Raw genomic sequence first — 22753 nt, 5'->3', positions numbered from 1 at the left:
CGGTGTCGGCATGGCAGCGATCAAGGAAATCCAGGTCACCATCGACTGCGCGGAGCCCGCGCGTCTCGCCGCTTTCTGGTGCGAGGTGGTCGGGTACGTCACACCGCCCGCGCCGGAGGGCTTCGCCACCTGGGAGGAGTACCACCACTCGCTGCCGGCCGAGGAGCGCCCCGTCTACTTCGCCTGCACCGACCCCACCGGCAAGGGCCCGCGCCTGCTCTTCCAGCGCGTCCCCGAGGGGAAGGCCGTGAAGAACCGGGTCCACCTCGACGTGCGCGCCGGCGCCGGACTGGTGGGCGACGAGCGCCTCGCCACCCTGGAGGCCGAGTGCGAGCGCCTGGTGAAGCTGGGTGCGACGCACCTGAAGACGCTGTACGCCGACGGCGAGAACGAGTCCTGCATCAACATGCAGGACATCGAGGGCAACGAGTTCTGCCTCGACTGAGCGCCTGAAACCGTACGAAGCGGCCTCCGCCCATGCCGGGCGGGGGCCGCTTCCGGCGTCCGCACCGGGTCGACCAGCACCGCGACCCGGTGGGCCCCGACGTCCTTCAAGTACCGGGGGGAAGTACCCCACCCCACCCCACCTGCTCTGAGGGGTCACAGCTGAGGAGGGGCGTCACTCACACGAGGGAACTCTGCCGACTGGGCTGGATTTTGGGATGGTTGCCGGGCATATGCTCCGCCTCAACCGAACTGAAAATGCTCGGCCCCCGGCGGGACGGCAATCCCGACGAGGGCCTGGCCATCGAGGAAGCAAACCCTTCCCCATGGATACAAAGAACCTTAGCGCGCCCGTTTCCCGCGCGGGCGTCATCCACGCCAACGTCCCCCACACGACGCGCTTCACCGTCGTCGGCAACCACCTCGCGCAGCACGAGCACCTCTCGCTCCTCGCGATCGGCCTCGCCGTCCACATCCAGTCGCTGCCCGCCGGGTCGCGCATCGGCATCAAGCACCTCGCCGCGCGCTTCCCCGAGGGCGAGACCCGCATCGCCGCCGCCCTGCGCGAACTGGAGGCCCACGGCTACCTGAGCCGGACCCGCGACCGCCTCCGCAACGGCCGGATGGTGACGCGCACGGTCTCGTACAGCAACCCGGGCGCGGTCGCGGAGGCCCCGAGCGAGGTCCCCGCCCCCGATCCAGACCTGCGTCACCTGCGAGGAGGTCGCCTTCCGCGCCTGGCAACCGGGCCGCTGCCCGGACTGCGAGGCGGACGCGAACGTGCACGAGGCGGTGGCGGCGTGAAGCGCCGCGTACCCGTGAAAATGTCGTGGGTATGCTGGCATACATGAAGCGGACGACGATCAAGATCGACGAGTCGCTGGACGCCCGCATGCGTCACGAGGCCGCCCGGCGAGGCATGACCGTCTCGGAGTGGACGCGCGAGGCCATCGCCGCCCACCTGCCCGGCGACGAGCAGGGCGATGCCCCTGTTCGGCGCAGGTTCCACTCCACCGGCTCGGGCGCCAGCGGCCGCAGCGACATCGCGGAGCGCATGGAGGAGCTGCTGGCCGGCCTGGCCGACGGGCGGGACCTCATCGCCGAGGAGGAGGCGCGCGAGGTGCGACGCAGCGCATGAGCACGCTGATCGTCGACGCCGGACCGCTCTACGCCCTGCACGACAGGAGCGACGCCTGGCACCACCGGTGTGTGCGGCTCCTGGAGACCCATCCCGGGCCTCTCGTCGTCCCCACCCTCGTCCTCGCCGAAGTCGCCCACCTGCTCGGCCGTCGCCTCGGCGCCCGCTCCGAGCTGCTGCTCGCCCAGGACTTCGCCGAAGGGCTCCTCACGGTCGAACCCGTGCACCCGGGGGACTGGCTGCGGATCGCCGAACTGACAGCCCGGTACGCGGGGTTCCCCCTCGGCCTCGTGGACGCGTCCGTCATCGCCTGCGCCGAGCGGCTCGGCGTGAGGGAGGTCGCCACCGTGGACCGCCGCCACTTCGGCGCCGTCCGCCCCGCGCACGTCGACACCTTCACGCTGCTGCCCTGACGGGCGCCGGCCGCCCGGACCGCACCGAAGCACCACCCGTAAAACGGAGGAACCGGTCGCCCCGCGCGTGGCAGTGTCAGGGCATGTCCGACGACGTCGCGTATCCGATCTTCCGCAGCCCCGACCGCGCCGAAGCCCTGCGGGTGGCCCGGCAGATGGTGGCCTTCGGCGTCAGGCCGTACTCCCAGGTGTCGGTGGAGGCCGAGGCGCACACCCTGGACGAGCTGAGGCGGCTGTGCGGCGAACTGCCCGAGGCCCGGCTCGTGTGCTGGGACGCCACGGGCGCCCCCGCCGTGCCGCCGCCGGGGCTCCCGGACCTGACCCGGACGATCCCCGTCCGCGAGCTGCCCGAGGACCTGAGCGGGGCGGAGGCGTACCTGCCGCTCGGCTTCTCGATCGAGGACCAGCCCGTCGGTAGCGTCGAGGACCGCCTCGTGGACGCGGTCGGCGTGTTCCCGGCCTGGATCAACTGGGAGAGCCTCGAATGGTCCGAGGTGCCGGAGCGCGGCTTCTACGGCGAGTACAAGCACGCCGAGGTCACGCTCGTCCTCAACAACGACTCGCGTGAACTCGACGTGCCCGCCGACACGCACCTGGTCCTCGTGCACATCCGCCTCGGCAACCTCGACGGTTACGAGGACCGGCTCGCCCGGCATCTGGCCGAGCGGATCGGCCGGGAGGTCATCGGTCCGCCGCAGCTCCTCTGAAGGGCGTCAGCGAGGGTCCCGCTTCATGGCCCACAGGACCGGGCCGCCGCCCGGCAGCGGGAACTCGTCGACGACCTTGAAGCCGAAGTGCTCGTAGACCGGCAGGTTGTCCGGCTTCGAGGACTCCAGGTAGACCGGCAGGCCGTCCGCGTCGGCCTTCGCGAGGCCCGAGCGGAGGAGGGCCGAGCCGTGGCCCCGGCCGCGGGCGGCGGGGTCGGCGCCGATGACGGCGAGGTACCAGTGCGGTTCGGTCGGCCCGTGCTCGGCGGCCGCCGTCACGGCCTCCTGGAAGACCGGGGCGCGGTCGCCGAGTATCTCCACGAGCTGCTGAATCGTCTCCGCGTCCGGGACGGCCTTGTCCGCGCCCTCGGGCGACACCCAGAAGGCGGCCGCCGAACCGGTCCGCTCGCAGACGCCGTGGAGGCCGTACTGCCGGGTGAAGAGGGTCGTGAAGTAGCGGACGAGGCCCGTCTCGCGCGAGGCGTCGTCGGGGAAGAACCAGCGCATCATCGGGTCGTCGCCGAAGGCGGAGGCCAGCGTCCGGCCGACCGTGCGAGCGTCGTCGATCGTGGCCGACTTCGGTGTGTTCGACAGGGTCATACGGGTCATTCTGCACCCGTGATGATCTTGGTCCCGCGGCGGGTCAGGCGGTCGGGGGCTGGGTGCGGAGCAGGCGCACCGCCGCCGTGGCCGGCAGGGCGATGCCCAGCGCGAGCACGACGAGCAGCTCCGTCGGGCCGACGCGGGCCGCCAGGAGGAACATGCCGAGGATGATCAGGACCGGCAGTGCGACGGTGAGGACGGTCGCGAACACCTTGGTGCGCTGCTCCCATGCGGTGGACGTCCACAGCATCACGAGGCCGACGACGAGAACGACCACGCCGACGAAGGGGGAGACGGCGGTGGCGACTCCGCTGATGCCGAGCAGCACGGCGGTGGTGACCGTTCGCGACCGCGGCTGCGGGTCCTTGGCCGGCGCCGGCACCGCGGTGGTCTCCGGCTCCTCCGCGCGGGCCGCGGCCACGATGGCCGAGGGGCTGCCGAGCCGTTCGAGGGCCGCGCGGACGGCCTGCGGGTCCTCCTCGTCGCCGACGGCGACCGCGAGGTGTTCGCGCAGGTCGGCGAGGAGTTCCTCGCGCCGGCCCGCGGGCAGGAAGGACGCCTCCTGCTCGATCGTGGCCAGGTAGTCGGTCACGAGGGGGTGTTCGGTGCCGGTCATGCGGAGCCTCCGTGGGGTGCGGTCAGGAAGTGGTCGACGCCGTCGCGGAAGCGCGGCCAGCTCTCGGCGAACTCGGTGAGCGCGGTCCTGCCCGGCGCGGTGAGCGTGTAGTAGCGGCGGGCGGGGCCGGTGGCCGACTCGCGCAGCTCGGTGTCGACGAGCCCGTCGCGGCGCAGCCGGGACAGCAAGGGGTAGATCGTGCCCTGGCTGGTGGTCATGACGCTGACCGCCGCCAGTTCGTCGAGGATCTCGACGCCGTAGCGCGGGCCGTCGCGCAGCAGGGCGAGGACGCAGTACTCCAGTACCCCCTTGCGCAGCTGACTGGCGACCTTTCCGGCCGCCGTCTCAGATCTTGCTTCGCCAGGAACCATGTAATGCAAGATACCTCCGGGAGGGCCGCCGATCAACGCCTTCGATCAACGCTCCCGGTCGACGCTCCCGGTCGACGCCCCCGGTCGACGACCCCGGACCGCGTGCGACGATTTCCCTGTGCGTGAACTGAGCGAGCTGACCGAGGTCGACGAGCCGGCGTGGCCGCTGCTCGAAGAGGAGCTGCGGGCCGCGAAGGTGCCCGTCGAGGTACTGGACCCCGACCCCGGACAGGCGGCGGCCACCCTCCTCCAGACACAGGTCACCGTCCGCTCGTACCTCGGCGCGTTCGTGTTCCACACCGGCGGGGTGCTCGTCGACGACGGCTGGCTGCGGCTGTACGGCAGCCCGGCCGTCCACAACGACCGGCGCCTGCCCGGCCTCGCGCGCGTCAACGGCTACCCCGACGAACCCGACGCCGACTGGCGGCCCGCCGCAGGGCTCGTGGTGGCGCACGACGTGCTCGGCGGGACCTTCGCGATCCAGGGCGGGACGGAGGAGGAGACCGGTCTGCCGGGCCGGCCCGGCGAGATGGTCTACTTCGCGCCCGACTCGCTGCGCTGGGACGCCGTCGGCGCCGGGTACGGCGCCTGGCTGTCCTGGCTGCTCGCCGGCGGCGCCGAGGAGTTCTACGAGGGGCTGCGCTGGCCCGGCTGGCGCGACGAGGTCCCCGGGCTGACCGGCGGGGAGGGGCTCAGCCTCTATCCGCCGCTGTGGTCCGCCGAGGCGCACCAGGACCTGGCCGGGACCAGCCGCGCGGTCGTCCCCCTGGACCAGCTCCTCGGCCTCGGACGCGAGACGGCCCTGCAGCTCGACGGCACCGACCCCGGCTTCCTGGGCACCCCGTGACCGCCACGCCGGGACCCTGACCCGGCGACAAACGCGTTCTCGCCACTGCATTCTGGCCGCCGACAGGAAGCTCGACGGGGGAGCGTGTGATGTGGTCCGTGGTCTCGGCAGGGGAGTTGCCCGCGCGGGAACGTTTCGACTGGTTCGCCGACCTCGTCACGAGGGAGGTGATGCCCACCGCGCTCAGCGTCGAGCGGCCCGCCGACTTCCAGGCCGAGGCCGCCGTCCTCGACCTGAAGACCGTCCGCGTCGCACGGTTCGCCTTCTCGCCCCTGCGCTCCCGCCGTACGCCCGCCCTGATCCGGCGCGGCGACCCGGAGCAGTACCAGCTGGGCCTGATGCGGCGGGGCGCCACCTTCCTGTCCCAGCAGCGCAACGACTGCAGCGTCGGGGCGGGGGACCTGGTCTTCTGGGACACCTCGCGGCCCTCCGACGCGGCCGTGCCCACCGACGCGGGTCCGGTACACCTGCTGATGCTCCAACTCCCGCGTGACGTCCTGCCCCTGCGGCCCCGGCGGATCGACCGGCTGCTCGCCAGCCGCATCCCCGGAGGCCATGGACTCGGGGCGGTCCTCGCCTCCTTCCTCGGCTCCCTGGAGGGCCACGCCGGACAGTGCGCGCCCGAGGACCTGCCGCGGCTCGGCTCGGTCGTCGTCGACCTCGTCGCCGCCTGCCTCGCCCAGAACCTCGACGCCGAGGACCAGCTCCCCGCCGAGGCCCGGGCGCGGGCCCTGCTCCAGCGCGTCCACACCTTCGTCGACACCCATCTCGGCGACCCCGACCTCACCCCGGCCACCGTCGCCGCCGCCCACCACATCTCCGTACGGACCCTCCACCAGCTCTTCCAGGCGCACGGCGACGGCGAGACCGTCCAGGTCCGCGTCCGGCGCCGCCGTCTGGAGCGCTGCCGTGACGACCTCGCCCGTCCCGAACTCGCCGGGCGGCCCGTGCAGGCCGTCGCCGCGCACTGGGGGTTCAGCGGCCCGGCGGTCTTCAGCCGCGCCTTCCGGGCGGCGTACGGACTCAGCCCCACCGAGTTCCGTGCGCTGAGCGTCAAGGAGGCCCGCGCCCGACGCACAGCGGGACCGGCGGTCGCGTTCCTAGGCTCGGAGCCGTCCGGCAGGCTTCGGGAGGACGGGGAGGGACCACAATGACCGGTGACGACAACGGACAGGCGATCTGGGACTTCGACGCGTGAAGAACAGCACGGTACGCACACGGCGGCTCGACCTCGTCCCGCTCGCCGTCGCGCACGCCGACGAGATGACCGGGGTCCTCGCCGACCCCGCCCTGCACACCTTCATCGGCGGCGCCCCGCTGACCAGGCCCGAGCTGCGGGCCCGGTACGAGCGGCTGGCCGCCGGATCGCCGGACCCGGCGGTCGTCTGGTGCAACTGGGTGGTGCGGGTCCGCGCCGAGGACCGGCTCGCCGGGACCGTGCAGGCGACGGTCACCGGGGGCGGGCGGACCGCCGAGGTCGCGTGGGTGATCGGCACGGACTGGCAGGGGCGGGGGATCGCCCGCGAGGCGGCCGGGGCGCTCGTCGGACTCCTCGTGGACCGGGGCGTCCGTACCGTCGTCGCCCATGTCCACCCCGACCACGCGGCCTCGGCGGGCGTCGCCCGCGCGGCGGGCCTCGCGCCGACGGACGAGGAACAGGACGGCGAGATCCGCTGGGAGCTGCGGAGCCCGACGGGCGACGGACGGGACGGCGAGGTCCGCGGGGAGTCGCGGACCGCCCCGTAAACCTGGTGCGGTCCGGTGGGGCGGCTGGGCAGACTCGCCCCCGTGCTCAGCGATCACTGGCCCCTGATGGCCCTCCGTGTCCGTTCCCCCCGCCTGGAGCTGCGCCTCCCCTCCGACGAGGAGCTCGCCGAGGTGGCGGACATCGCGGCGCGGGGGATCCACGCGCCCGACGCCCGGCCGTTCCTGACGCCGTGGACGGACCTGTCGCCCGCCGGGCGGGCCCGGCACGTGGTGCAGCTGCACTGGAGCCGCCTCGGGCAGTGGACCCCGCAGAACTGGGTGCTGAGCCTCGCCGCCTTCCACCAGGGCCGCCCGATCGGCATGCAGGAGGTGCGGGCCGCGGACTTCGGCGTCCGGCGCGAGATCGTCTCCGGCTCGTGGCTCGGCCTCGACCACCAGGGCAGGGGGCTCGGCACCGAGATGCGGACCGCCATGCTGCACCTCGCCTTCGCGGAACTCGGCACGGTCTCGGCCACGTCGATGTCCTTCGCCGACAACCACTCCTCGGTCGCCGTCTCCCGCAGGCTCGGCTACCGCCCCGACGGCATCACCCGTGACGTCCGCCGGGGCGAGGTCGTCGAATCCCTCCGCTTCCGCCTCTCCCGCGAGGACTGGGCCGCCCGGGACCAGCTGCCGGTGACCGTGACCGGTCTGAAGGGCTGCGAGGAGTTCTTCGGGATCGAGGGCCCGTGAGCGCGGAGACGTTCTTCCTCCGGTTCGTGGCCGGCGAGCCCGCCGCGCTGGACCTCGACCGCTTCCGCCGGGTGGTCGAGCCGTACGTGGCGGCGGGCTCGGTGGACGCCGGTGAGGTCCTCCTGCGGGCGGAGGACGGAAGCGAGGCGGAGTTCCACGTCAGCACAGGAGAATCCGGCGGAGCCGTGACGTCGCTGACGGCGATGCACATCGCGCGCGGCGCCGTGCTCGACGTGGTCGGCCGCGTCGCCGACGCCCTCGGAGCCGTCATCCTGCCCGTGGGCGGACCCGCGCGGATCCGTCACGAGGACGAGCGGCGACACCTTCCGCCGGAGCTCCGGGACGAGGCCGTCGTCCGGTCCTGACCCGCATCAGGACGACGGCCAGGCCCAGGAGCGCGAGCGCCCCCGCCGCCAGGCCCGCCCGGAGGCCCGGGGGACGGAAGGCGCAGGAGAGTCCGGTCCGGGCCGGGACGGCGAGGAGGCCGCCGTACGGGACGGGGGCGGCGCCCTCGCAGTGCCAGCCGGCGATGTGCGGGGCCGCCACGACCGCCGTGCCCGTGGCGCCCGGCGGCAGGGTGGCCCGTATGCCGTCCGGGGTGACGCGGACCGAGGTCGCCGCGCGGGCGCGCAGGGCCGCCACCGCCGTGCGGAGCCGGCCGTGGTCCAGGCAGCCGAGTGCCCCGGGCCCCGGCAGCCCGGGCTTCAGGCCGGACACCGTCTGGACGCCGAGGGAGGTCAGGGCCGCGCGCCGCTTCGGGGTGCCGCCGAGGAGGTGGACCGGGGCGTTCCCGCCGAGGCGGGCCGTGCCCGTGGCGTCCGGGGCCCAGAGGAAGACCTCCGTACCGACCCGGCACGCGCCCGCGTGCGGAGCCTCGTACACCCGGGCGCCAAGGAGGAGTTCCTGGTTCCGGAAGGGCGACGGGCCGTAGGCCGGGGGCGGGCCCGGGGGCCGTACCGTCACCAGCGGCAGGTACGTCTCCGTCCGGACCACCCCGCCGTCCCGCCCCCGCGCGCCCACCCCGAACAGCGCGTCCGTCACCGGGTTGTCCAGGCTCAGCAGGTTCCGGCCGCGCGAGGTCCAGCCGCCGCCGAGCGCGGCGAGGGTCTCCGTCAGGACCGCCGGGGTGTGGCTGCTGTAGTACGCGGCGCCCTGGCCGCCGAGGAGCAGCGGATCGTTCCCCGCGACCCGGGGCAGCCCGGAGTCCGTGCGGTACGCGGGCCAGCCGTCGGCCGCCGCCAGGGCCGCCGCCCGCCGCTCGTGCTCCGCGCCCCACGGCGGGTAGTCGTCGAGGCGGGCGAGCCGCTCCCGGTCCGCGTACGCGGTCGTCGCCGCGGCCTGCCCGAGCAGGGTGCCGGAGACGAGGAGCGCGGCGAGGAGCCCGTACCGGCCCCGGCGGGGGAGCAGCAGCGCGCCCGCCACCGCCGCGAGGCCCGCGCCCGCGAGGAGCAGTGCCCACGGGGTGAGGAGGTCGCTGGGCAGGGCCCCGGCCGTGAGGGCCAGGACGACCGCCGCCCCGCCCAGGAGCGAGCGGCGGTCCGGGAGGCCGTGCGCGAGGCCCGTCCAGGCGGCGAGGACGAGGACGCCGGACAGGACGAAGGTCTGGCGGTACGGGCTGCCGTTCGGGGTGGCGAAGACATGCCAGAGCAGGTGGGTCGGGGTCCACTGCATCGACAGCGCGACCGCCGCGCACAGGCCGCCCCACAGCCACCGCTCCCGGCCCGGCGCGTCCCGGCGGAAGAGCAGCGCTCCCGCGAGCAGCGGCACCGCCGTGCAGACGAAGGCCGCCGGGGTCGAGAAGCTGTACGTCACCGGGAGCAGCCGGGCCAGGAAGTCCGTGCCGGCCGCCGGGGCGAAGTCCCGCACCACGCCCGGGTAGGCGTGCCGGGAGCCGAGGAGGACCGGGATCAGGACGGGGGCGGCGAGACCGACGCCGAGGGCCGTCGTCACCGCCGCCCGGAGCAGCGTCCGCCACCGGAAGGAGTCCGTGAGCGCCAGGCGGACCAGGAGCACCAGGGCGGCGCCGAGGGTCGCCATGTAGGCCGTGTAGAAGTTCGCGAACCAGCAGATTGCCACGACCAGCGGGCCCAGGAGCGGCCGCCGGCCCTCCCGTACCCATTCGCCCACCAGGCAGAGCAGCGGGAAGGCGATCAGGCCGTCCAGCCACATCGGGTTGTACGTGCCCTCCGCGAGCGACCAGCCGCACAGCGCGTACGAGGCGCCCAGGACCGACGCCCACCACCACACGCCGGCCGGGCCGGTCCGCCGCAGCAGGGACGTCATCGCGGCCGCCGCGAGCGCCGTCTTCAGGACGGTGATCCCGTACACCGCGTACTCGATGTCCCCGCGCGGGAAGAGCGCCACCAGCGGGGCGAAGGGGCTCGACAGGTAGGTGCCGTAGTCGGGCAGGAAACTCGTGCCCCAGCCGGCCTGCCAGTCGAGCAGCAGCCCGCCGTCCGCCCGGCCCCGCCGCAGCAGGTCCCACAGGTGCGCGTGGAACGGCACGAACTGGTTGGCGAGGTCGTTGACGGCCCGGTGGCGCGGCCCGAAGGGGAAGACCCGGGCGACGGCGTCCCCGCCGCAGGCGGCGACGGCGGACAGCAGGGCGGCGAGCAGGGCGGAGAGCGGTCGGGAGCGCTGGGCGTTCGGCATGACGGATCGAATATGACAGCGAAGGCACGGGGAACGACGGTTCCGGAAGGCCAGTTCACGCGATGGTCGCCTGCTCGCCATCCCCGTGGCCCGGCGGGGACACCGGGCCGCAGGGCCCGGGCGGCCGACACCCGGGTGACGGGTGAGTCGTTGGGGGAAACAGTCGCTCAGAAAGCGTCGCTCCGAAACAGTCGCTCCGAAGGAGTGGCTCCGGCCCGGGCGACTCCCTACCATCGATCACCGCAAGGTCGTTCAACTGACGCACGACCAGCCCGGGAGGCTCCTTTGCACCGCCGCACTGCGCTCACCGTGTCCGCCGCCCTGCTCGCCGCGGCCCCGCTGCTCACCGCCTGCGGCAGTGACGCCCATCCAGGAGCTGCGGCCGTCGTCGGCGGCGAACGGATCGAGGTCTCCAGCCTGCAGGCCCAGGTCGCGGACGTCCGGGCCGCGCAGGCGGCCTCGCCGCAGTCCGCCCAGCTGGTCGCCGCCACCGGCGACCTCAGCCGCCGCAAACTCAACGTCATGATCTTCGACCGGGTCGTCGACAGGGTCGCCCGGGACCAGGGCGTCACCGCCACCCGCGCCGAACTCCAGCAGACCCGGGCCTCCTTCGTCCGCCAGGCCGGCGGCGAGGACCAGCTCGCGGCCGTCCTCCTCCAGGAGCAGGGCGTGGCGCCCGACCAGATCGACGCCTTCGTCCGCCGCAACGTCCTCATGAACAAGATCGCGACGAAGCTCGGAGCCAACGACGACGCGGCGGGCCAGAAGAAGCTGACGGACGTCTTCTCGGCCGCCTCCAAGGCCCTCGCCGTCGACGTGAACCCGCGCTTCGGCCGCTGGGACGACGCCCAGGTCCGCCTCTCCGACACCACGACGCCCTGGCTCCGCCAGATCAGCCAGGACCCGGCCGCCGTCCCTGGTGTGGCCTGAGCCGGGGTAGGTTCGAGGGGTGACTTCTGAGAGCCCCGGCCGCATCGTCCTGCTCACCGCCAGCCATCGCGTGGCCCCCGGACTGCTGTCCTGGCCCGCCTGGCAGGCGCTGCACGGTGCCGACCGGGTGCTCTGCCCCGACGAGGACCACCCCCAGCTGCCGTATCTGCGGGAGGCCGGCGTCGCCGTCGAGCAGGCCCGGCCCACCGCCGAGGAGCTCGTCGAGGCCTGCGCCGGGGGCCGCACGGTCCTGCTGCTGCCCTCCGGCGAGGGCGACAGGGCGCTGACCGACGGCCTCGCCCGGCTCGCCGGCTCCGGCCGCGTCTCCATGCCCGACCTGGAGCTGCTGCCCGGCTCGTACGACCTGCCCGGCGCCCGCCTCCTCGACCTCGTGCAGATCATGGACCGCATCCGCCGCGAGTGCCCCTGGACCTCGCGCCAGACCCACCAGGGGCTCGCCAAGTACGCCATCGAGGAGTCGTACGAGCTCGTCGAGGCGATCGAGGAGGGCGACCGGCGGGAGCTGCGCGAGGAGCTCGGGGACGTCCTGCTGCAGGTCGTCTTCCACTCCCGGATCGCCGAGGAGGACCCGGAGGAGCCGTTCTCCGTGGACGACGTCGCCGGCACGCTCGTCGAGAAGCTGATCCACCGGCACCCGCACGTCTTCGGGGACGCGACCGCCGAGACCCCGGAGGACGTCCACGCGCACTGGCTGCGCACCAAGGCGATCGAGAAGCAGCGGGAGTCCGTCACCGACGGCGTGCCGCTCGGCCAGCCGGGCCTGGCCCTCGCCGCGAAGCTCGCGGGCCGGGTCCGTTCGGCGTCCCTCGACGTGAAGCTCCCGGCGGGCGAGGGCATCGGCTACGAACTCCTCGCCCTCGCGGCCCGGGCGGAGGCCGCGGGTGTGGACCCGGAGGCGGCGCTGCGCGCGGCGGCCCGCACGTACCGGGACGCGATCCGGGCGGCGGAGGGGCTCGCGTGAGCGGGACACCGGGCTCGGGCGAGCCGGACACCTCCGACGCCGGCCCGCGGGAGCCGCGCCACGCCGACCCGGCTCGGCCCCGGAAGCCGTCGGCCGCCAATGCTCCGGGGGTGACGGCCCTGCTCTTCGTCTTCTTCACGTGGGAGGCGGCCAGTTCCTCGGTCTCGGTCTGGCTGCGGATCGTCTTGGCGCTGTGCGCGGTGCCCGCCTTCGTGGACCTCGTGCGGATCGGCGTGTGGCGCGCGCGGACCCGCGCCCGGACCTGACCCCGTCAGGACTCGCGCGGCGCCCTGGCCTCCGGGTTGTGCCAGAGGGGCGCCGGGGGGCCCAGGAGGCGTTCGGCGGCGGTGTTCGGGCGGGTGGTGAAGCGGCCCACGGACGGCAGGGTGTCGTGGTGGATCCGCGCCGGGTCGGTGCCCAGCTCCTCCAGGGCCTCGCGGACCTCCGCCACGAAGGCCGGCGGCCCGGCGAGGTACACGTCGTGCGCCGACCAGCGGACGCAGGCCCGCAGCGCCTGGAGCAGTCGCTCCGTCGCCCGGTCCCGGCGCTGGCGCGGCGCGGCCGTGATGTAGGTGACGTGGAGCCCGGGGAGGCGCTCCTTCAGGAGCTCGGCGTCCCCGCGCCCGTACAGGTACTCCTTGGCTCGGGCCACCACGAACAGCCGGCCCTCGAGCTCCGGCTCGGTCCCGGCGGCCTCCGCGAGCAGCGACCGCACCGGCGCCCAGCCCGTGCCCCCGCATATATAGGTGCGCAGTCCGCCCGGCGGCGTCCGCGCGGTCAGCGCGCCGCCGGGGGCGCTGAGCCGCAGCACCTCGCCCGGCCCCGTCTCGTCGACCAGCGCCGTGCTCATCGCGCCGCCCGGGACGCGGCTCACGTGCAGCTCCACGGTGCCGTCCGGGCGGGGCGCGTCGGCGAGGGAGTAGGTGCGCCAGACGCGCGGGACCCGCAGCGAGCTGACGCTGACGTACTGGCCGGGGCGGAACGGCAGCGGCTGCCGGGGGCGGAGGGTCAGGACGGCCAGGTCGGCGCCGTACCGCTCGTGCCGGACGACGTCCGCGTCCCACCAGGGCGGCTCCCCGGCCCCCGCCGCCGTGTCGGCGCCCGCGAGCATCAGGTCGGAGACCAGGCCGTACGCCTCGGTCCACGCCTTCTCCGCCTCGATGGTCCAGGCTGCGCCGGCGGCGTGCGCGAACGCGGCGAGCAGGCTCTGCCCGACGGCCGCGTACAGCGCGGGGGAGGCGAGGAACTTGCGGTGGTCGCGGCCCAGCTGCCCCAGGTACGCCGCGAGTCCGGGGTCCTCCACGTGGGTCACCACATGGGTGAGCGCGGCGAAAAGCCGGTCCCGCTGGGGGACCATGTCCTCGGGGAAGAGTTCGCGCACGCCGGGGTTGTGCCAGAAGAGGTGCGAGTAGAAGAACGTGACGGCGTGCTCGGCGCGTCTCTCGACGACCGCGAACGTGCTTCTGAGTAGCTGAGGATCCACCGACAAGAATCTAGGGCACGACATGCACCTCTTGATCACAGGTTCTCCACGAACGTGACGTCAGGGCCCGCCCTGTACCGTCGTGACGTGAGTACGACCCCCGGCCCCGCCCCCGCGCCCGAGCTCTTCACCTGGGAGTTCGCGAGCGATCCGTATCCCGCCTACGCCTGGCTGCGCGAGCACGCGCCCGTGCACCGGACGACGCTGCCCAGCGGGGTCGAGGCCTGGCTCGTGACCCGGTACGCGGACGCCCGGCAGGCCCTCGCGGACCAGCGGCTCTCCAAGAACCCGGCGCACCACGACGAGTCGCCGCACGCGAAGGGGAAGACGGGCATCCCGGGCGAGCGCAAGGCCGAGCTGATGACGCATCTGCTCAACATCGACCCGCCGGACCACACCCGGCTGCGGCGGCTCGTGTCGAAGGCCTTCACCCCGCGCCGGGTCGCGGAGTTCACGCCGCGCGTGCAGGAGCTGACGGACCGGCTCATCGACTCGTTCGTGGCGCGGGGGAGCGCCGACCTCATCCACGAGTTCGCCTTCCCGCTGCCCATCTACGCGATCTGCGACCTGCTCGGGGTGCCGGCGGAGGACCAGGACGACTTCCGGGACTGGGCCGGGATGATGATCCGGCACGGCGGGGGGCCGCGCGGCGGGGTCGCCCGGTCGGTGAAGAAGATGCGCGGCTATCTCGCGGAGCTGATCCACCGCAAGCGCGAGGAGCCGGGCGACGACCTGATCTCGGGTCTCATCAAGGCCTCCGACCACGGCGAGCACCTCACCGAGAACGAGGCCGCCGCCATGGCGTTCATCCTGCTCTTCGCCGGCTTCGAGACCACCGTCAATCTGGTAGGAAACGGGCTTTACGCGCTTCTCCGGCATCCGGAGCAGCGGGCGCGGCTCCAGGCCTCGCTCGCCGCCGGGGAGACCGGGCTTCTGGAGACCGGCGTCGAGGAGCTGCTGCGGTACGACGGGCCCGTGGAGATGGCGACCTGGCGGTACGCGACACGGGCGCTGACCATCGGCGGGCAGGAGATCCCGGCGGGCGACCCGGTGCTCGTGGTGCTCGCCGCCGCCGACCGGGACCCGGCGCGGTTCGACGGGCCGGACACCCTCGACCTCGCCCGGCGTGACAACCAGCACCTCGGCTACGGGCACGGCATCCACTACTGCCTCGGCGCACCGCTCGCCCGCCTCGAAGGGCAGACGGCGCTCGCGACCCTGCTGACTCGCCTGCCGGATCTGCGACTTGCCGCCGACCCGTCCGAACTCCGGTGGCGCGGTGGGCTCATCATGCGTGGTTTGCGCACGCTTCCGGTGGAGTTCTCCCCTTCCGTACCCGTGTTGGTCGCTGACGAGCCATCAGAAATGTGATCTTCACGTGATCGCGGGGCGATCGACTTGTGACGGGCGTTCGAATACCGCTACGTTTCCCGGCAGTCTCAGCCGTCACGCGAAAGGCCCTCCTATGCGTTCCGGGAACGGACGACACCGTCGCCCCCGTCAGGCCCCCGCCATCGTCGTCGCCGCGGGCGTCACCGGATCCGCCATGGCGCTGCCGCTGCTCGCCACCGGATCCGCCTCCGCCGCCGACGCCACCACCTGGGACCGGGTCGCCGAGTGCGAGTCCGGCGGCCAGTGGAGCGCCAACTTCGGCAACGGCATGTACGGCGGCCTCCAGTTCACCCAGGACAGCTGGGAGCGGAACGGCGGCCTCGCCTACGCCCCCAGCCCCGACCTCGCCAGCCGCGCCCAGCAGATCGCGGTGGCCGAGAAGGCCCTCGACGCGGGCAGCAACGACTGGGCCACCTGCGCGCCGATCGCCGGCCTGAAGAACGACGGCAAGGCCACCGGCGTGAACCCCGGCCCGACCGTCGTCCCGACCACCCCCACGGGCCCCCTCCCCGAGTCCAACCGCACCGCGGGCGGCGAAGGGTCGTCCGCCGGGCGGTCCGCCACGTCCACCACCGCCGTGACGCCCGCCACGCCGACCGCTCCGGCGACCTCCGCCACTCCCGCCGCGCCGACCACGCCCGCGGCCCCGGTCACGCCCGACGCGTCCGTTACGCCCGGTACGCCGGATTCGTCTGAGACGCCGAAGGGTGACGTGCCGTCGGCCACGCCCGGCACCGGCAAGCACCGGGGTGACGCCGCCCCGGAGGAAACCGGCGCAACGGGCAACTCGTCCGAAACCGGCCGACACGCGTCGGGCACGGGCAAGCCCGCGGAGAAGGTCGACGCCACTCCGGTGACCGACGAAGCGGCGAATTCGGGCGCAACGGACAGTCAGGGCACTTCGGGCGAGTACACCGTGCGGCCGGGCGACAGCCTGTCCGGCATTGCGGAGGAGAACGAACTCCCCGGAGGCTGGACCGCCCTCTACGACGCCAACAAGCGGACGGTGGGCGCCGATCCGGATCTCATCCTGCCTGGTCAGAGCCTTGACCTGACGATCGGTTCGGTGGCGGCGGAAGGCTAGTTCGCGGGCTTATGTCCGGTTCTGGGCAAGTGAGACATGGGTCTCTTCGTCCCAACTGGCGTGTCACGTCCGCAAACTTTGCTTCCGTCACCTCTCACCTGCACAAACACCGCCCACCGGAGGGCAAGCAGGGGCGATATTTCCGCAATGAGCCTCTTTGAACTTCCGGTGGGTCTGTGTCTACGGTCGTCACCGCTCGCCACCGCGGGCCCCGTCGACCGAAACGCCGAATCCTGCCGTCGGCCGATGGGAACAGTCGTCGCGCAAGCGCCGAAGGCAGGAGTGGGGGACCCAAGGTAAGTGCCGGTCCCGGCCGTTGAGACAGACGGCCGACGACCGGCTTGGGGTGAAGCCGCGTGCAAGGACACGCGGCCGGGCAACTTTCCGGCCCGAACCCGACAGCTCACCTCACAGGCGTCGGTGAGGAGAATTCCCATGCTGTTTTCCGCCAAGGGCAAACACCGCCGTCCCTCCAAGGCCGCCCAGGTCGCCACGCTCGTCGGCGTCACCGGTGTCGCCGTCGCCGCCCCGCTGCTGACCGCGGGCACCGCCTCGGCCGCCACCACCGCCGAGTGGGACACCGTCGCCCAGTGCGAGTCCGGCGGCAACTGGTCCATCAACACCGGCAACGGCTTCTACGGCGGCCTGCAGTTCACCAACTCCACCTGGGCCGCCTTCGGTGGCACCGCCTACGCCCCGCGCGCCGACCTGGCCTCGAAGGCCCAGCAGATCGCCGTCGCCGAGAAGGTCCTCGCGGGCCAGGGCAAGGGTGCCTGGCCGAGCTGCGGCGTCGGCCTCTCCAGCGCCTCCTACGACGGCGGCGCCGCCGAGAGCACCCCGCAGCAGACCCAGCAGGCCGCCCCCAAGCAGGAGGCCGCCCCCAAGCAGCAGGAGCGTCGCGCCGAGCAGCCGACCACCCGCAGCGAGCAGCGCAAGGCCCCGAAGACCGTCACCACCCCGACCGGCAAGAAGGTCAAGAAGGGTGACGGCGAGTACAAGGTCGTCGCCGGCGACACCCTCAGCAAGATCGCCCAGGCGCACGGCGTCAAGGGCGGCTGGGCCAAGCTCTTCGAGCTGAACAAGGGCGTCGTCGAGAACGCCGACCTCATCTACCCGGGTCAGCAGCTCCACCTGAAGTGAGCCCGGCGGCTCGCGTGAGTCCGGCGGCTCACGCGGCCCCGACGACCCTCCCGCGGTGACCACCCCGGTCCGGCGTGCCCCTTCCCCCGTGCGCGCCGGACCGGGGTTTCCCCGTTCCCGCCCCCAAGAGGACCCGGGGTCACGACGGTTACCGTCCAGTAGATCTGGGGCCCTTCGTCCCGGGATGCATGCCCTTGGGTCCTTTTTCGTCCCAGGGGGCGGGCGCACGGCGGGCCGGAGCCCCCGAGCCGGTTAGGCTCTTGTCGCAAGGCCACGCGACCCTGCACGACCTTGCGTCACATCCAGCGTCACATCCCAGAAGGAGATGCTCGTGCCGTCCATCGACGTCGTCGTAGCCCGGGAAATCCTGGACTCCCGAGGCAACCCCACGGTCGAGGTCGAGGTCGGCCTCGACGACGGCAGCACCGGCCGTGCTGCCGTTCCGTCCGGCGCCTCCACCGGTGCGTTCGAGGCCATCGAGCTTCGCGACGGTGACCCCAACCGCTACCAGGGCAAGGGTGTCGAGAAGGCCGTCCTCGCCGTCATCGAGCAGATCGGCCCGGAGCTCGTCGGCTACGACGCCACCGAGCAGCGCCTGATCGACCAGGCCATGTTCGACCTGGACGCCACCGAGAACAAGGGCTCGCTCGGCGCCAACGCCATCCTCGGCGTCTCCCTCGCCGTCGCGCACGCCGCCTCCGAGGCCAGCGACCTCCCCCTCTTCCGCTACCTGGGCGGCCCGAACGCGCACCTGCTGCCCGTTCCGATGATGAACATCCTCAACGGTGGGTCGCACGCCGACTCCAACGTGGACATCCAGGAGTTCATGATCGCCCCGATCGGCGCGGAGTCCTTCTCCGAGGCCCTTCGCTGGGGTGCGGAGATCTACCACACCCTCAAGAGCGTCCTGAAGCGCAAGGGCCTCTCCACCGGCCTCGGCGACGAGGGCGGCTTCGCCCCGAACCTGGAGTCGAACCGCGCCGCCCTCGACCTCATCGTCGAGGCCATCAAGGAGGCCGGCTACACCCCGGGCACCGATGTCGCGCTCGCGCTCGACGTCGCCGCGTCCGAGTTCTACAAGGACGGCGCGTACGAGTTCGAGGGCAAGTCCCGCTCGGCCGCCGAGATGACCGAGTACTACGAGGAGCTCGTCTCCGCGTACCCGATGGTCTCCATCGAGGACCCGCTGTTCGAGGACGACTGGGCCGGCTGGAAGATCCTCACCGACAAGCTGGGCACCAAGGTCCAGATCGTCGGCGACGACCTCTTCGTCACCAACCCGGAGCGCCTGGCCCGCGGCATCGAGGAGGGCACCGCGAACGCCCTCCTGGTCAAGGTCAACCAGATCGGCTCGCTGACCGAGACCCTCGACGCCGTCGAGCTCGCCCAGCGCAACGGCTTCAAGTGCATGATGTCCCACCGCTCCGGCGAGACCGAGGACGTCACCATCGCCGACCTCGCCGTCGCCGTGAACTGCGGTCAGATCAAGACCGGCGCCCCGGCCCGCTCGGACCGCGTCGCCAAGTACAACCAGCTGCTGCGCATCGAGGAGATCCTCGACGACGCCGCGGTCTACGCCGGCCGCAGCGCCTTCCCGCGCTTCAAGGGCTGAACAGGCCTGACGCTGTAGATACGGACGTCCCCGCACTCGGTCCCGTACCGTGTGCGGGGACGTCCGCGTGAACAGGGGAGGCGACACGACATGGCCGCGAAGGACCGGGACCGGTTCTCGACCGCGACCCGGATCAAGCTGCTCGGCGAGCAGACCGCCGCCCGTGTCTACCGCTCCCAGACCCGCCGCCAGGCCCGCCGCTCCCGGCTCACCGGCCGCGCGGCCTTCCTCGCCCTCGTGGTCTGCTCCCTCGTCGTCGCGCTCGCCTACCCGATGCGGAGCTACGTCTCCCAGCAGGGCGAGATCGCCGAGCAGGAGCGCAGGGCCGCCGAGGCCGCCCGGCGGGTCGAGGAGCTGAAGGACGAGAAGGCCCGCCTCCAGGACCCGGCCTACGTCCGCCGCCTCGCCCGCGAGCACCTGCACTACCTGCTCCCCGGCGAGACCGGCTTCACCGTGAACGACCCCGACGCGGAGCAACGGCCCCGCGCCGACCAGGGCGCGGCCGACCGGCCCTGGTACGACAACCTCTGGGACGGCGTCGACCACGCCGACCGTCCCTGACCCCTCCGCGACACGAACAAGGCAGACATGGAAACGCCCCCTCCGCAGACCGAACGCACCGAGCCGACCGAGACGGACATCGCCGCCTTCGAGCTCCAGCTCGGCCGCCCGCCCCGCGGCCTGCGCGCCATCGCGCACCGCTGCCCGTGCGGCAACCCGGACGTCGTCGAGACCGCGCCCCGGCTCCCCGACGGCACGCCGTTCCCGACCACGTACTACCTGACCTGCCCCCGGGCGGCCTCGGCCATCGGCACCCTGGAGGCCAACGGGGTCATGAAGGAGATGCAGGCCCGGCTCGCCACCGACCCGGAGCTCGCCGCCGCCTACCGGGCCGCGCACGAGGACTACATCGCCCGCCGTGACGCCATCGAGGTCCTGGAGGGCTTCCCGAGCGCCGGCGGCATGCCGGACCGGGTCAAGTGCCTGCACGTCCTCGTCGGCCACTCGCTCGCCGCGGGACCGGGCGTGAACCCGTTCGGCGACGAGGCGCTCGCGATGCTGCCGGAGTGGTGGGCGAAGGGCCCGTGCGTGAACCCGTGCGGGGACGAGAAGGAGGGCGGGGAGAAGTGACCCGGGTCGCCGGAATCGACTGCGGTACGAACTCCATCCGCCTCCTCGTCGCCGACGTCCACCCCGAGACGGGCGAGCTGATCGAGCTGGACCGGCGGATGACGATCGTCCGGCTCGGGCAGGGCGTCGACAAGACCGGCCGGCTCGCCCCCGAGGCCCTGGAGCGGACCTTCGCGGCCTGCCGCGAGTACGCCGGGATCATCGAGGAGCTGGGCGCCGAGCGGCTCCGCTTCGTCGCCACCTCCGCCTCCCGCGACGCCGAGAACCGCCAGGACTTCGTGAACGGGGTCGTGGAGATCCTGGGCGTCGAGCCCGAGGTCATCACCGGCGACCAGGAGGCCGAGTTCTCCTTCACCGGCGCCACCGGCGAGCTGCACGGGGACGACCGTCGCCTCGTCGTGGACATCGGCGGCGGCTCCACCGAGTTTGTGGTCGGCAACAAGCACGTCGAGGCCGCCCGCTCCGTCGACATCGGCTGCGTCCGGCTCACCGAGCGGCACGTCCGCCACGACCCGCCGACCGCCGAGGAGGTCGCCGCGATCCGCGCCGACGTCCGTACCGCGCTCGACCTGGCCGCCGAGACCGTCCCGATCGACGCGGCCGAGACCCTCGTCGGGCTCGCCGGCTCGGTCACCACGGTCGCCGCGATCGCCCTCGGTCTCCCCGAGTACGACTCCGAGAAGATCCACCACGCCCGGATCTCCGCCGCGCAGGTCGCCGAGGTGACCGAGCGGCTCCTCGCCTCCACCCACGAGGAGCGGGCCGCGATCCCCGTCATCCACCCCGGCCGGATCGACGTGATCATCGCCGGCGCCCTCGTCCTGCGGGAGATCGTGGAGCGCGTCGGGGCCCCCGAGGTCGTCGTCAGCGAGCACGACATTCTCGATGGGATCGCCCTATCCGTGGCATAGCGGGCGGCTATCGAGCCCTCCGGCGACACCCTGCCGGAAAAGGTTCGTGAAGTTCTTCACAAGGAAAAGGGCCCTGATGGTGCCCGAGGAAGGTCATTAGGCCCTCCGAGGGGCGTCTCGGGGCCCTTTCGCAGGTGTGGAGGCCGATTCGCTCGATGTTTCCATCGTGTGAAGCAGGAGTCCGGTTGAGCGTTAACGGCCGCTCTCCAGGCCAGTTCAAGGGGGGTGAACAACGTTCACCAGTGCACCCCGGTTCCTTTGCAGGACCATGACGTGGATCACGTGGGCGGCGGAGTGTAGCAGAGGTGTCCACAGAGCTTGTGAAGGGGCGCACGAGCACCCCCCTGGGGAGGGGTGGATACTCGATCTCATGAGCACCACGGAGCGTCCCAGGATCCTCGTAGTAGGCGGCGGGTACGTAGGCCTGTACGCAGCTCGGCGCATCCTCAAGAAGATGCGCTACGCGGAGGCGACCGTCACGGTCGTCGACCCGCGGTCGTACATGACCTACCAGCCCTTCCTCCCCGAAGCCGCCGCCGGCAGCATCTCCCCGCGTCACGTCGTCGTCCCGCTGCGACGCGTCGTCCGCGGAGCCGAGGTGCTCACCGGCCGGGTCACCACCATCGACCAGGACCGCAAGGTCGCCACGATCGCGCCGCTCGTCGGCGAGGCGTACGAGCTGCCGTTCGACTACCTGGTCATCTCGATGGGCGCGGTCTCGCGCACCTTCCCGATCCCCGGCCTCGCCGAGCAGGGCATCGGCATGAAGGGCATCGAGGAGGCCATCGGCCTGCGCAACCACGTCCTCGAGCAGCTCGACAAGGCCGACTCGACCACCGACGAGGAGGTCCGCCGCAAGGCGCTGACCTTCGTCTTCATCGGTGGTGGCTTCGCCGGCGCCGAGACGATCGGCGAGGTCGAGGACATGGCCCGCGACGCCGCGAAGTACTACCAGAACGTGTCGCGCGAGGACATGCGCTTCGTCCTGGTCGACGCGGCCGACAAGATCCTTCCCGAGGTCGGCCCCAAGCTCGGCCAGTACGGCAAGGAGCACCTGGAGTCCCGCGGGATCGAGATCTACCTCGAGACCTCCATGGACTCCTGCATCGACGGTCACGTCGTGCTGAAGAACGGCCTTGAGGTCGACTCCAACACGATCGTCTGGACCGCCGGTGTGAAGCCGAACCCGGCGCTCGCCCGCTTCGGTCTGCCGCTCGGCCCCCGCGGCCACGTGGACTGCAACGAGAAGCTCCAGGTCAACGGCATGGACTACGTCTGGGCCGCGGGCGACAACGCCCAGGTCCCGGACATGGCCGCGATCAAGGCCGGCGTCCCGCGCGAGCGCGCCTGGTGCCCGCCGAACGCCCAGCACGCCCTGCGCCAGGCCAAGGTCCTCGGCGACAACGTGGTGGCCGGCATGCGCGGCTTCCCGCAGAAGGAGTACAGCCACGCCAACAAGGGCGCGGTGGCCGGCCTCGGCCTGCACAAGGGCGTCGCGATGATCGTCATGGGCAAGGTGAAGATCAAGCTCAAGGGCCGTCTCGCCTGGTACATGCACCGTGGCTACCACGGCATGGCGATGCCGACGTTCAACCGCAAGATCCGCGTCTTCGCCGACTGGACCCTCGGCATGTTCCTCAAGCGCGAGGTCGTGTCGCTCGGTGCCATGGAGACGCCGCGCGAGGAGTTCTACGAGGCGGCCAAGCCCGCCCCCGCGCCGGCCGCCCCGGCGCAGGAGAAGGCCAAGGCCTGACCCGTAGCACCCCTGTAGTACCGGCAGTACCAGCAGTACACGCAAGGCCGTAAAAGGGCCGTCCGCCATCCGTGGTGCGGACGGCCCTTCGCGTGTTTTGCCGAC

At 72.6% G+C, this 22753-nt stretch carries 25 protein-coding genes, 1 pseudogene and 1 riboswitch; of the genes and pseudogenes, 21 read left to right on the top strand and 5 right to left on the bottom strand.

Annotation, left to right across the window (positions count from 1 at the left end):
* Positions 1-10 precede the first annotated feature (10 nt).
* From AB5J54_RS16330 to AB5J54_RS16310, 5 genes and pseudogenes are all read left to right on the top strand, one after another.
* Positions 11-445: a VOC family protein gene (locus AB5J54_RS16330; RefSeq protein ID WP_369144641.1), complete on the top strand. Its 435-nt coding sequence runs from the start codon at positions 11-13 to the stop codon at positions 443-445.
* 325 nt (positions 446-770) lie between these two features.
* A pseudogene (locus tag AB5J54_RS16325) lies at positions 771-1106 on the top strand (helix-turn-helix domain-containing protein); the annotation flags it as partial.
* A 185-nt stretch (positions 1107-1291) separates the two neighbouring features.
* Entirely contained in the window at positions 1292-1582 is a 291-nt protein-coding gene (locus AB5J54_RS16320; protein WP_369144640.1) for a CopG family transcriptional regulator, read from the top strand.
* Positions 1579-1995 (top strand): type II toxin-antitoxin system VapC family toxin, encoded by a 417-nt coding sequence (locus AB5J54_RS16315; protein WP_369144639.1) that lies wholly within the window; start codon positions 1579-1581, stop codon positions 1993-1995. Before AB5J54_RS16320 ends, AB5J54_RS16315 begins: the two co-directional genes overlap by 4 nt.
* Before the next feature lie 83 nt (positions 1996-2078).
* The gene (locus AB5J54_RS16310) at positions 2079-2702 is read left to right on the top strand and encodes a hypothetical protein (RefSeq protein ID WP_369144638.1); all 624 of its coding nucleotides are present in this window, start codon (positions 2079-2081) and stop codon (positions 2700-2702) included.
* A gap of 6 nt (positions 2703-2708) precedes the next feature.
* On the opposite strand, the gene AB5J54_RS16305 is transcribed toward AB5J54_RS16310, so the two are convergent.
* From AB5J54_RS16305 to AB5J54_RS16295, 3 genes are read right to left on the bottom strand one after another with little or no spacing between them, the layout of a single operon-like run.
* Entirely contained in the window at positions 2709-3311 is a 603-nt protein-coding gene (locus AB5J54_RS16305; protein ID WP_369144637.1) for a GNAT family N-acetyltransferase, read from the bottom strand.
* Between the two features lie 34 nt (positions 3312-3345).
* Complete coding sequence (locus AB5J54_RS16300) at positions 3346-3921, bottom strand: hypothetical protein (protein ID WP_369144636.1); 576 nt, start codon at positions 3919-3921, stop codon at positions 3346-3348.
* Positions 3918-4292: a PadR family transcriptional regulator gene (locus AB5J54_RS16295; protein ID WP_369144635.1), complete on the bottom strand. Its 375-nt coding sequence runs from the start codon at positions 4290-4292 to the stop codon at positions 3918-3920. The genes AB5J54_RS16300 and AB5J54_RS16295 overlap by 4 nt, the downstream gene beginning before the upstream one ends.
* A 118-nt stretch (positions 4293-4410) precedes the next feature.
* Here AB5J54_RS16295 and AB5J54_RS16290 point away from each other — a divergent pair, with 118 nt between their 5' ends.
* From AB5J54_RS16290 to AB5J54_RS16270, 5 genes are all read left to right on the top strand, one after another.
* Positions 4411-5139 (top strand): DUF2625 domain-containing protein, encoded by a 729-nt coding sequence (locus AB5J54_RS16290; RefSeq protein WP_369144634.1) that lies wholly within the window; start codon positions 4411-4413, stop codon positions 5137-5139.
* 89 nt (positions 5140-5228) lie between these two features.
* On the top strand, positions 5229-6293 hold the full coding sequence (locus AB5J54_RS16285; protein WP_369144633.1) for a helix-turn-helix domain-containing protein: 1065 nt from the start codon (positions 5229-5231) through the stop codon (positions 6291-6293).
* Between the two features lie 40 nt (positions 6294-6333).
* Positions 6334-6885: a GNAT family N-acetyltransferase gene (locus tag AB5J54_RS16280; protein WP_369144632.1), complete on the top strand. Its 552-nt coding sequence runs from the start codon at positions 6334-6336 to the stop codon at positions 6883-6885.
* A gap of 42 nt (positions 6886-6927) precedes the next feature.
* Positions 6928-7578 (top strand): GNAT family N-acetyltransferase, encoded by a 651-nt coding sequence (locus tag AB5J54_RS16275; RefSeq protein ID WP_369144631.1) that lies wholly within the window; start codon positions 6928-6930, stop codon positions 7576-7578.
* The gene (locus AB5J54_RS16270; protein ID WP_369144630.1) at positions 7575-7943 is read left to right on the top strand and encodes a hypothetical protein; all 369 of its coding nucleotides are present in this window, start codon (positions 7575-7577) and stop codon (positions 7941-7943) included. The genes AB5J54_RS16275 and AB5J54_RS16270 overlap by 4 nt, the downstream gene beginning before the upstream one ends.
* Here AB5J54_RS16270 and AB5J54_RS16265 read toward each other — a convergent pair.
* Complete coding sequence (locus AB5J54_RS16265) at positions 7846-10230, bottom strand: YfhO family protein (protein ID WP_369144629.1); 2385 nt, start codon at positions 10228-10230, stop codon at positions 7846-7848. The genes AB5J54_RS16270 and AB5J54_RS16265 overlap by 98 nt on opposite strands.
* 285 nt (positions 10231-10515) lie before the next feature.
* Here AB5J54_RS16265 and AB5J54_RS16260 point away from each other — a divergent pair, with 285 nt between their 5' ends.
* Genes AB5J54_RS16260 through AB5J54_RS16250 form a run of 3 tightly spaced genes read left to right on the top strand, consistent with a single transcriptional unit; the run spans position 10516 to position 12408 of the window.
* On the top strand, positions 10516-11160 hold the full coding sequence (locus AB5J54_RS16260) for a SurA N-terminal domain-containing protein (protein WP_369144628.1): 645 nt from the start codon (positions 10516-10518) through the stop codon (positions 11158-11160).
* A 19-nt stretch (positions 11161-11179) separates the two neighbouring features.
* Positions 11180-12142, top strand: coding sequence for a nucleoside triphosphate pyrophosphohydrolase (locus AB5J54_RS16255; RefSeq protein WP_369144627.1), 963 nt, complete (start codon positions 11180-11182; stop codon positions 12140-12142).
* Positions 12139-12408: a hypothetical protein gene (locus AB5J54_RS16250; RefSeq protein WP_369144626.1), complete on the top strand. Its 270-nt coding sequence runs from the start codon at positions 12139-12141 to the stop codon at positions 12406-12408. The genes AB5J54_RS16255 and AB5J54_RS16250 overlap by 4 nt, the downstream gene beginning before the upstream one ends.
* 5 nt (positions 12409-12413) lie before the next feature.
* Here the strand turns inward: AB5J54_RS16250 and AB5J54_RS16245 are convergent, their stop codons facing one another.
* Positions 12414-13625 carry a globin domain-containing protein gene (locus tag AB5J54_RS16245; protein ID WP_369144625.1) on the bottom strand — a complete coding sequence of 404 codons (1212 nt, stop codon included), beginning with the start codon at positions 13623-13625 and terminating at the stop codon, positions 12414-12416.
* Positions 13626-13712: 87 nt separating this feature from the next.
* Between AB5J54_RS16245 and AB5J54_RS16240 the strand changes: the two genes are divergently transcribed.
* The 8 genes from AB5J54_RS16240 to AB5J54_RS16205 all read left to right on the top strand — a co-directional run bounded on the left by AB5J54_RS16240 (position 13713) and on the right by AB5J54_RS16205 (position 22648).
* The gene (locus AB5J54_RS16240; RefSeq protein ID WP_369144624.1) at positions 13713-14996 is read left to right on the top strand and encodes a cytochrome P450; all 1284 of its coding nucleotides are present in this window, start codon (positions 13713-13715) and stop codon (positions 14994-14996) included.
* 94 nt (positions 14997-15090) lie between these two features.
* The gene (locus tag AB5J54_RS16235) at positions 15091-16101 is read left to right on the top strand and encodes a transglycosylase family protein (protein ID WP_369144623.1); all 1011 of its coding nucleotides are present in this window, start codon (positions 15091-15093) and stop codon (positions 16099-16101) included.
* A 258-nt stretch (positions 16102-16359) separates the two neighbouring features.
* Positions 16360-16533: riboswitch (cyclic di-AMP (ydaO/yuaA leader) on the top strand.
* A gap of 3 nt (positions 16534-16536) precedes the next feature.
* Positions 16537-17241, top strand: a complete 705-nt coding sequence (locus tag AB5J54_RS16230) for a transglycosylase family protein (protein WP_369144622.1) — start codon at positions 16537-16539, stop codon at positions 17239-17241.
* Between the two features lie 325 nt (positions 17242-17566).
* Entirely contained in the window at positions 17567-18853 is a 1287-nt protein-coding gene (eno, locus tag AB5J54_RS16225) for a phosphopyruvate hydratase (protein WP_369144621.1), read from the top strand.
* A 90-nt stretch (positions 18854-18943) separates the two neighbouring features.
* On the top strand, positions 18944-19414 hold the full coding sequence (locus tag AB5J54_RS16220) for a septum formation initiator family protein (protein WP_369144620.1): 471 nt from the start codon (positions 18944-18946) through the stop codon (positions 19412-19414).
* A gap of 27 nt (positions 19415-19441) precedes the next feature.
* The gene (locus AB5J54_RS16215) at positions 19442-19984 is read left to right on the top strand and encodes a DUF501 domain-containing protein (RefSeq protein WP_369144619.1); all 543 of its coding nucleotides are present in this window, start codon (positions 19442-19444) and stop codon (positions 19982-19984) included.
* Positions 19981-20895 carry an exopolyphosphatase gene (locus tag AB5J54_RS16210; RefSeq protein ID WP_369144618.1) on the top strand — a complete coding sequence of 305 codons (915 nt, stop codon included), beginning with the start codon at positions 19981-19983 and terminating at the stop codon, positions 20893-20895. The genes AB5J54_RS16215 and AB5J54_RS16210 overlap by 4 nt, the downstream gene beginning before the upstream one ends.
* 370 nt (positions 20896-21265) lie before the next feature.
* Positions 21266-22648, top strand: coding sequence for an NAD(P)/FAD-dependent oxidoreductase (locus AB5J54_RS16205; protein WP_369144617.1), 1383 nt, complete (start codon positions 21266-21268; stop codon positions 22646-22648).
* The last annotated feature ends 105 nt before the right edge of the window (positions 22649-22753 follow it).

Source organism: Streptomyces sp. R44 (genome assembly GCF_041053105.1).
In the GTDB taxonomy this organism is placed as follows: Bacteria; Actinomycetota; Actinomycetes; order Streptomycetales; family Streptomycetaceae; genus Streptomyces.
The sequence above is the reverse complement of the archived record's forward strand: the minus strand, read 5'-3'. Positions and strand labels throughout refer to the sequence as shown.

Coding starts and splice junctions, on each gene's coding strand:
- AB5J54_RS16330 (WP_369144641.1), top strand. CDS start 11: ATGGCAGCGATCAAGGAAATCCAGGTCACCATCGACTGCGCGGAGCCC.
- AB5J54_RS16320 (WP_369144640.1), top strand. CDS start 1,292: ATGAAGCGGACGACGATCAAGATCGACGAGTCGCTGGACGCCCGCATG.
- AB5J54_RS16315 (WP_369144639.1), top strand. CDS start 1,579: ATGAGCACGCTGATCGTCGACGCCGGACCGCTCTACGCCCTGCACGAC.
- AB5J54_RS16310 (WP_369144638.1), top strand. CDS start 2,079: ATGTCCGACGACGTCGCGTATCCGATCTTCCGCAGCCCCGACCGCGCC.
- AB5J54_RS16305 (WP_369144637.1), bottom strand. CDS start 3,311: ATGACCCGTATGACCCTGTCGAACACACCGAAGTCGGCCACGATCGAC.
- AB5J54_RS16300 (WP_369144636.1), bottom strand. CDS start 3,921: ATGACCGGCACCGAACACCCCCTCGTGACCGACTACCTGGCCACGATC.
- AB5J54_RS16295 (WP_369144635.1), bottom strand. CDS start 4,292: ATGGTTCCTGGCGAAGCAAGATCTGAGACGGCGGCCGGAAAGGTCGCC.
- AB5J54_RS16285 (WP_369144633.1), top strand. CDS start 5,229: ATGTGGTCCGTGGTCTCGGCAGGGGAGTTGCCCGCGCGGGAACGTTTC.
- AB5J54_RS16265 (WP_369144629.1), bottom strand. CDS start 10,230: ATGCCGAACGCCCAGCGCTCCCGACCGCTCTCCGCCCTGCTCGCCGCC.
- AB5J54_RS16235 (WP_369144623.1), top strand. CDS start 15,091: ATGCGTTCCGGGAACGGACGACACCGTCGCCCCCGTCAGGCCCCCGCC.
- AB5J54_RS16230 (WP_369144622.1), top strand. CDS start 16,537: ATGCTGTTTTCCGCCAAGGGCAAACACCGCCGTCCCTCCAAGGCCGCC.
- eno (WP_369144621.1), top strand. CDS start 17,567: ATGCTCGTGCCGTCCATCGACGTCGTCGTAGCCCGGGAAATCCTGGAC.
- AB5J54_RS16220 (WP_369144620.1), top strand. CDS start 18,944: ATGGCCGCGAAGGACCGGGACCGGTTCTCGACCGCGACCCGGATCAAG.
- AB5J54_RS16215 (WP_369144619.1), top strand. CDS start 19,442: ATGGAAACGCCCCCTCCGCAGACCGAACGCACCGAGCCGACCGAGACG.
- AB5J54_RS16205 (WP_369144617.1), top strand. CDS start 21,266: ATGAGCACCACGGAGCGTCCCAGGATCCTCGTAGTAGGCGGCGGGTAC.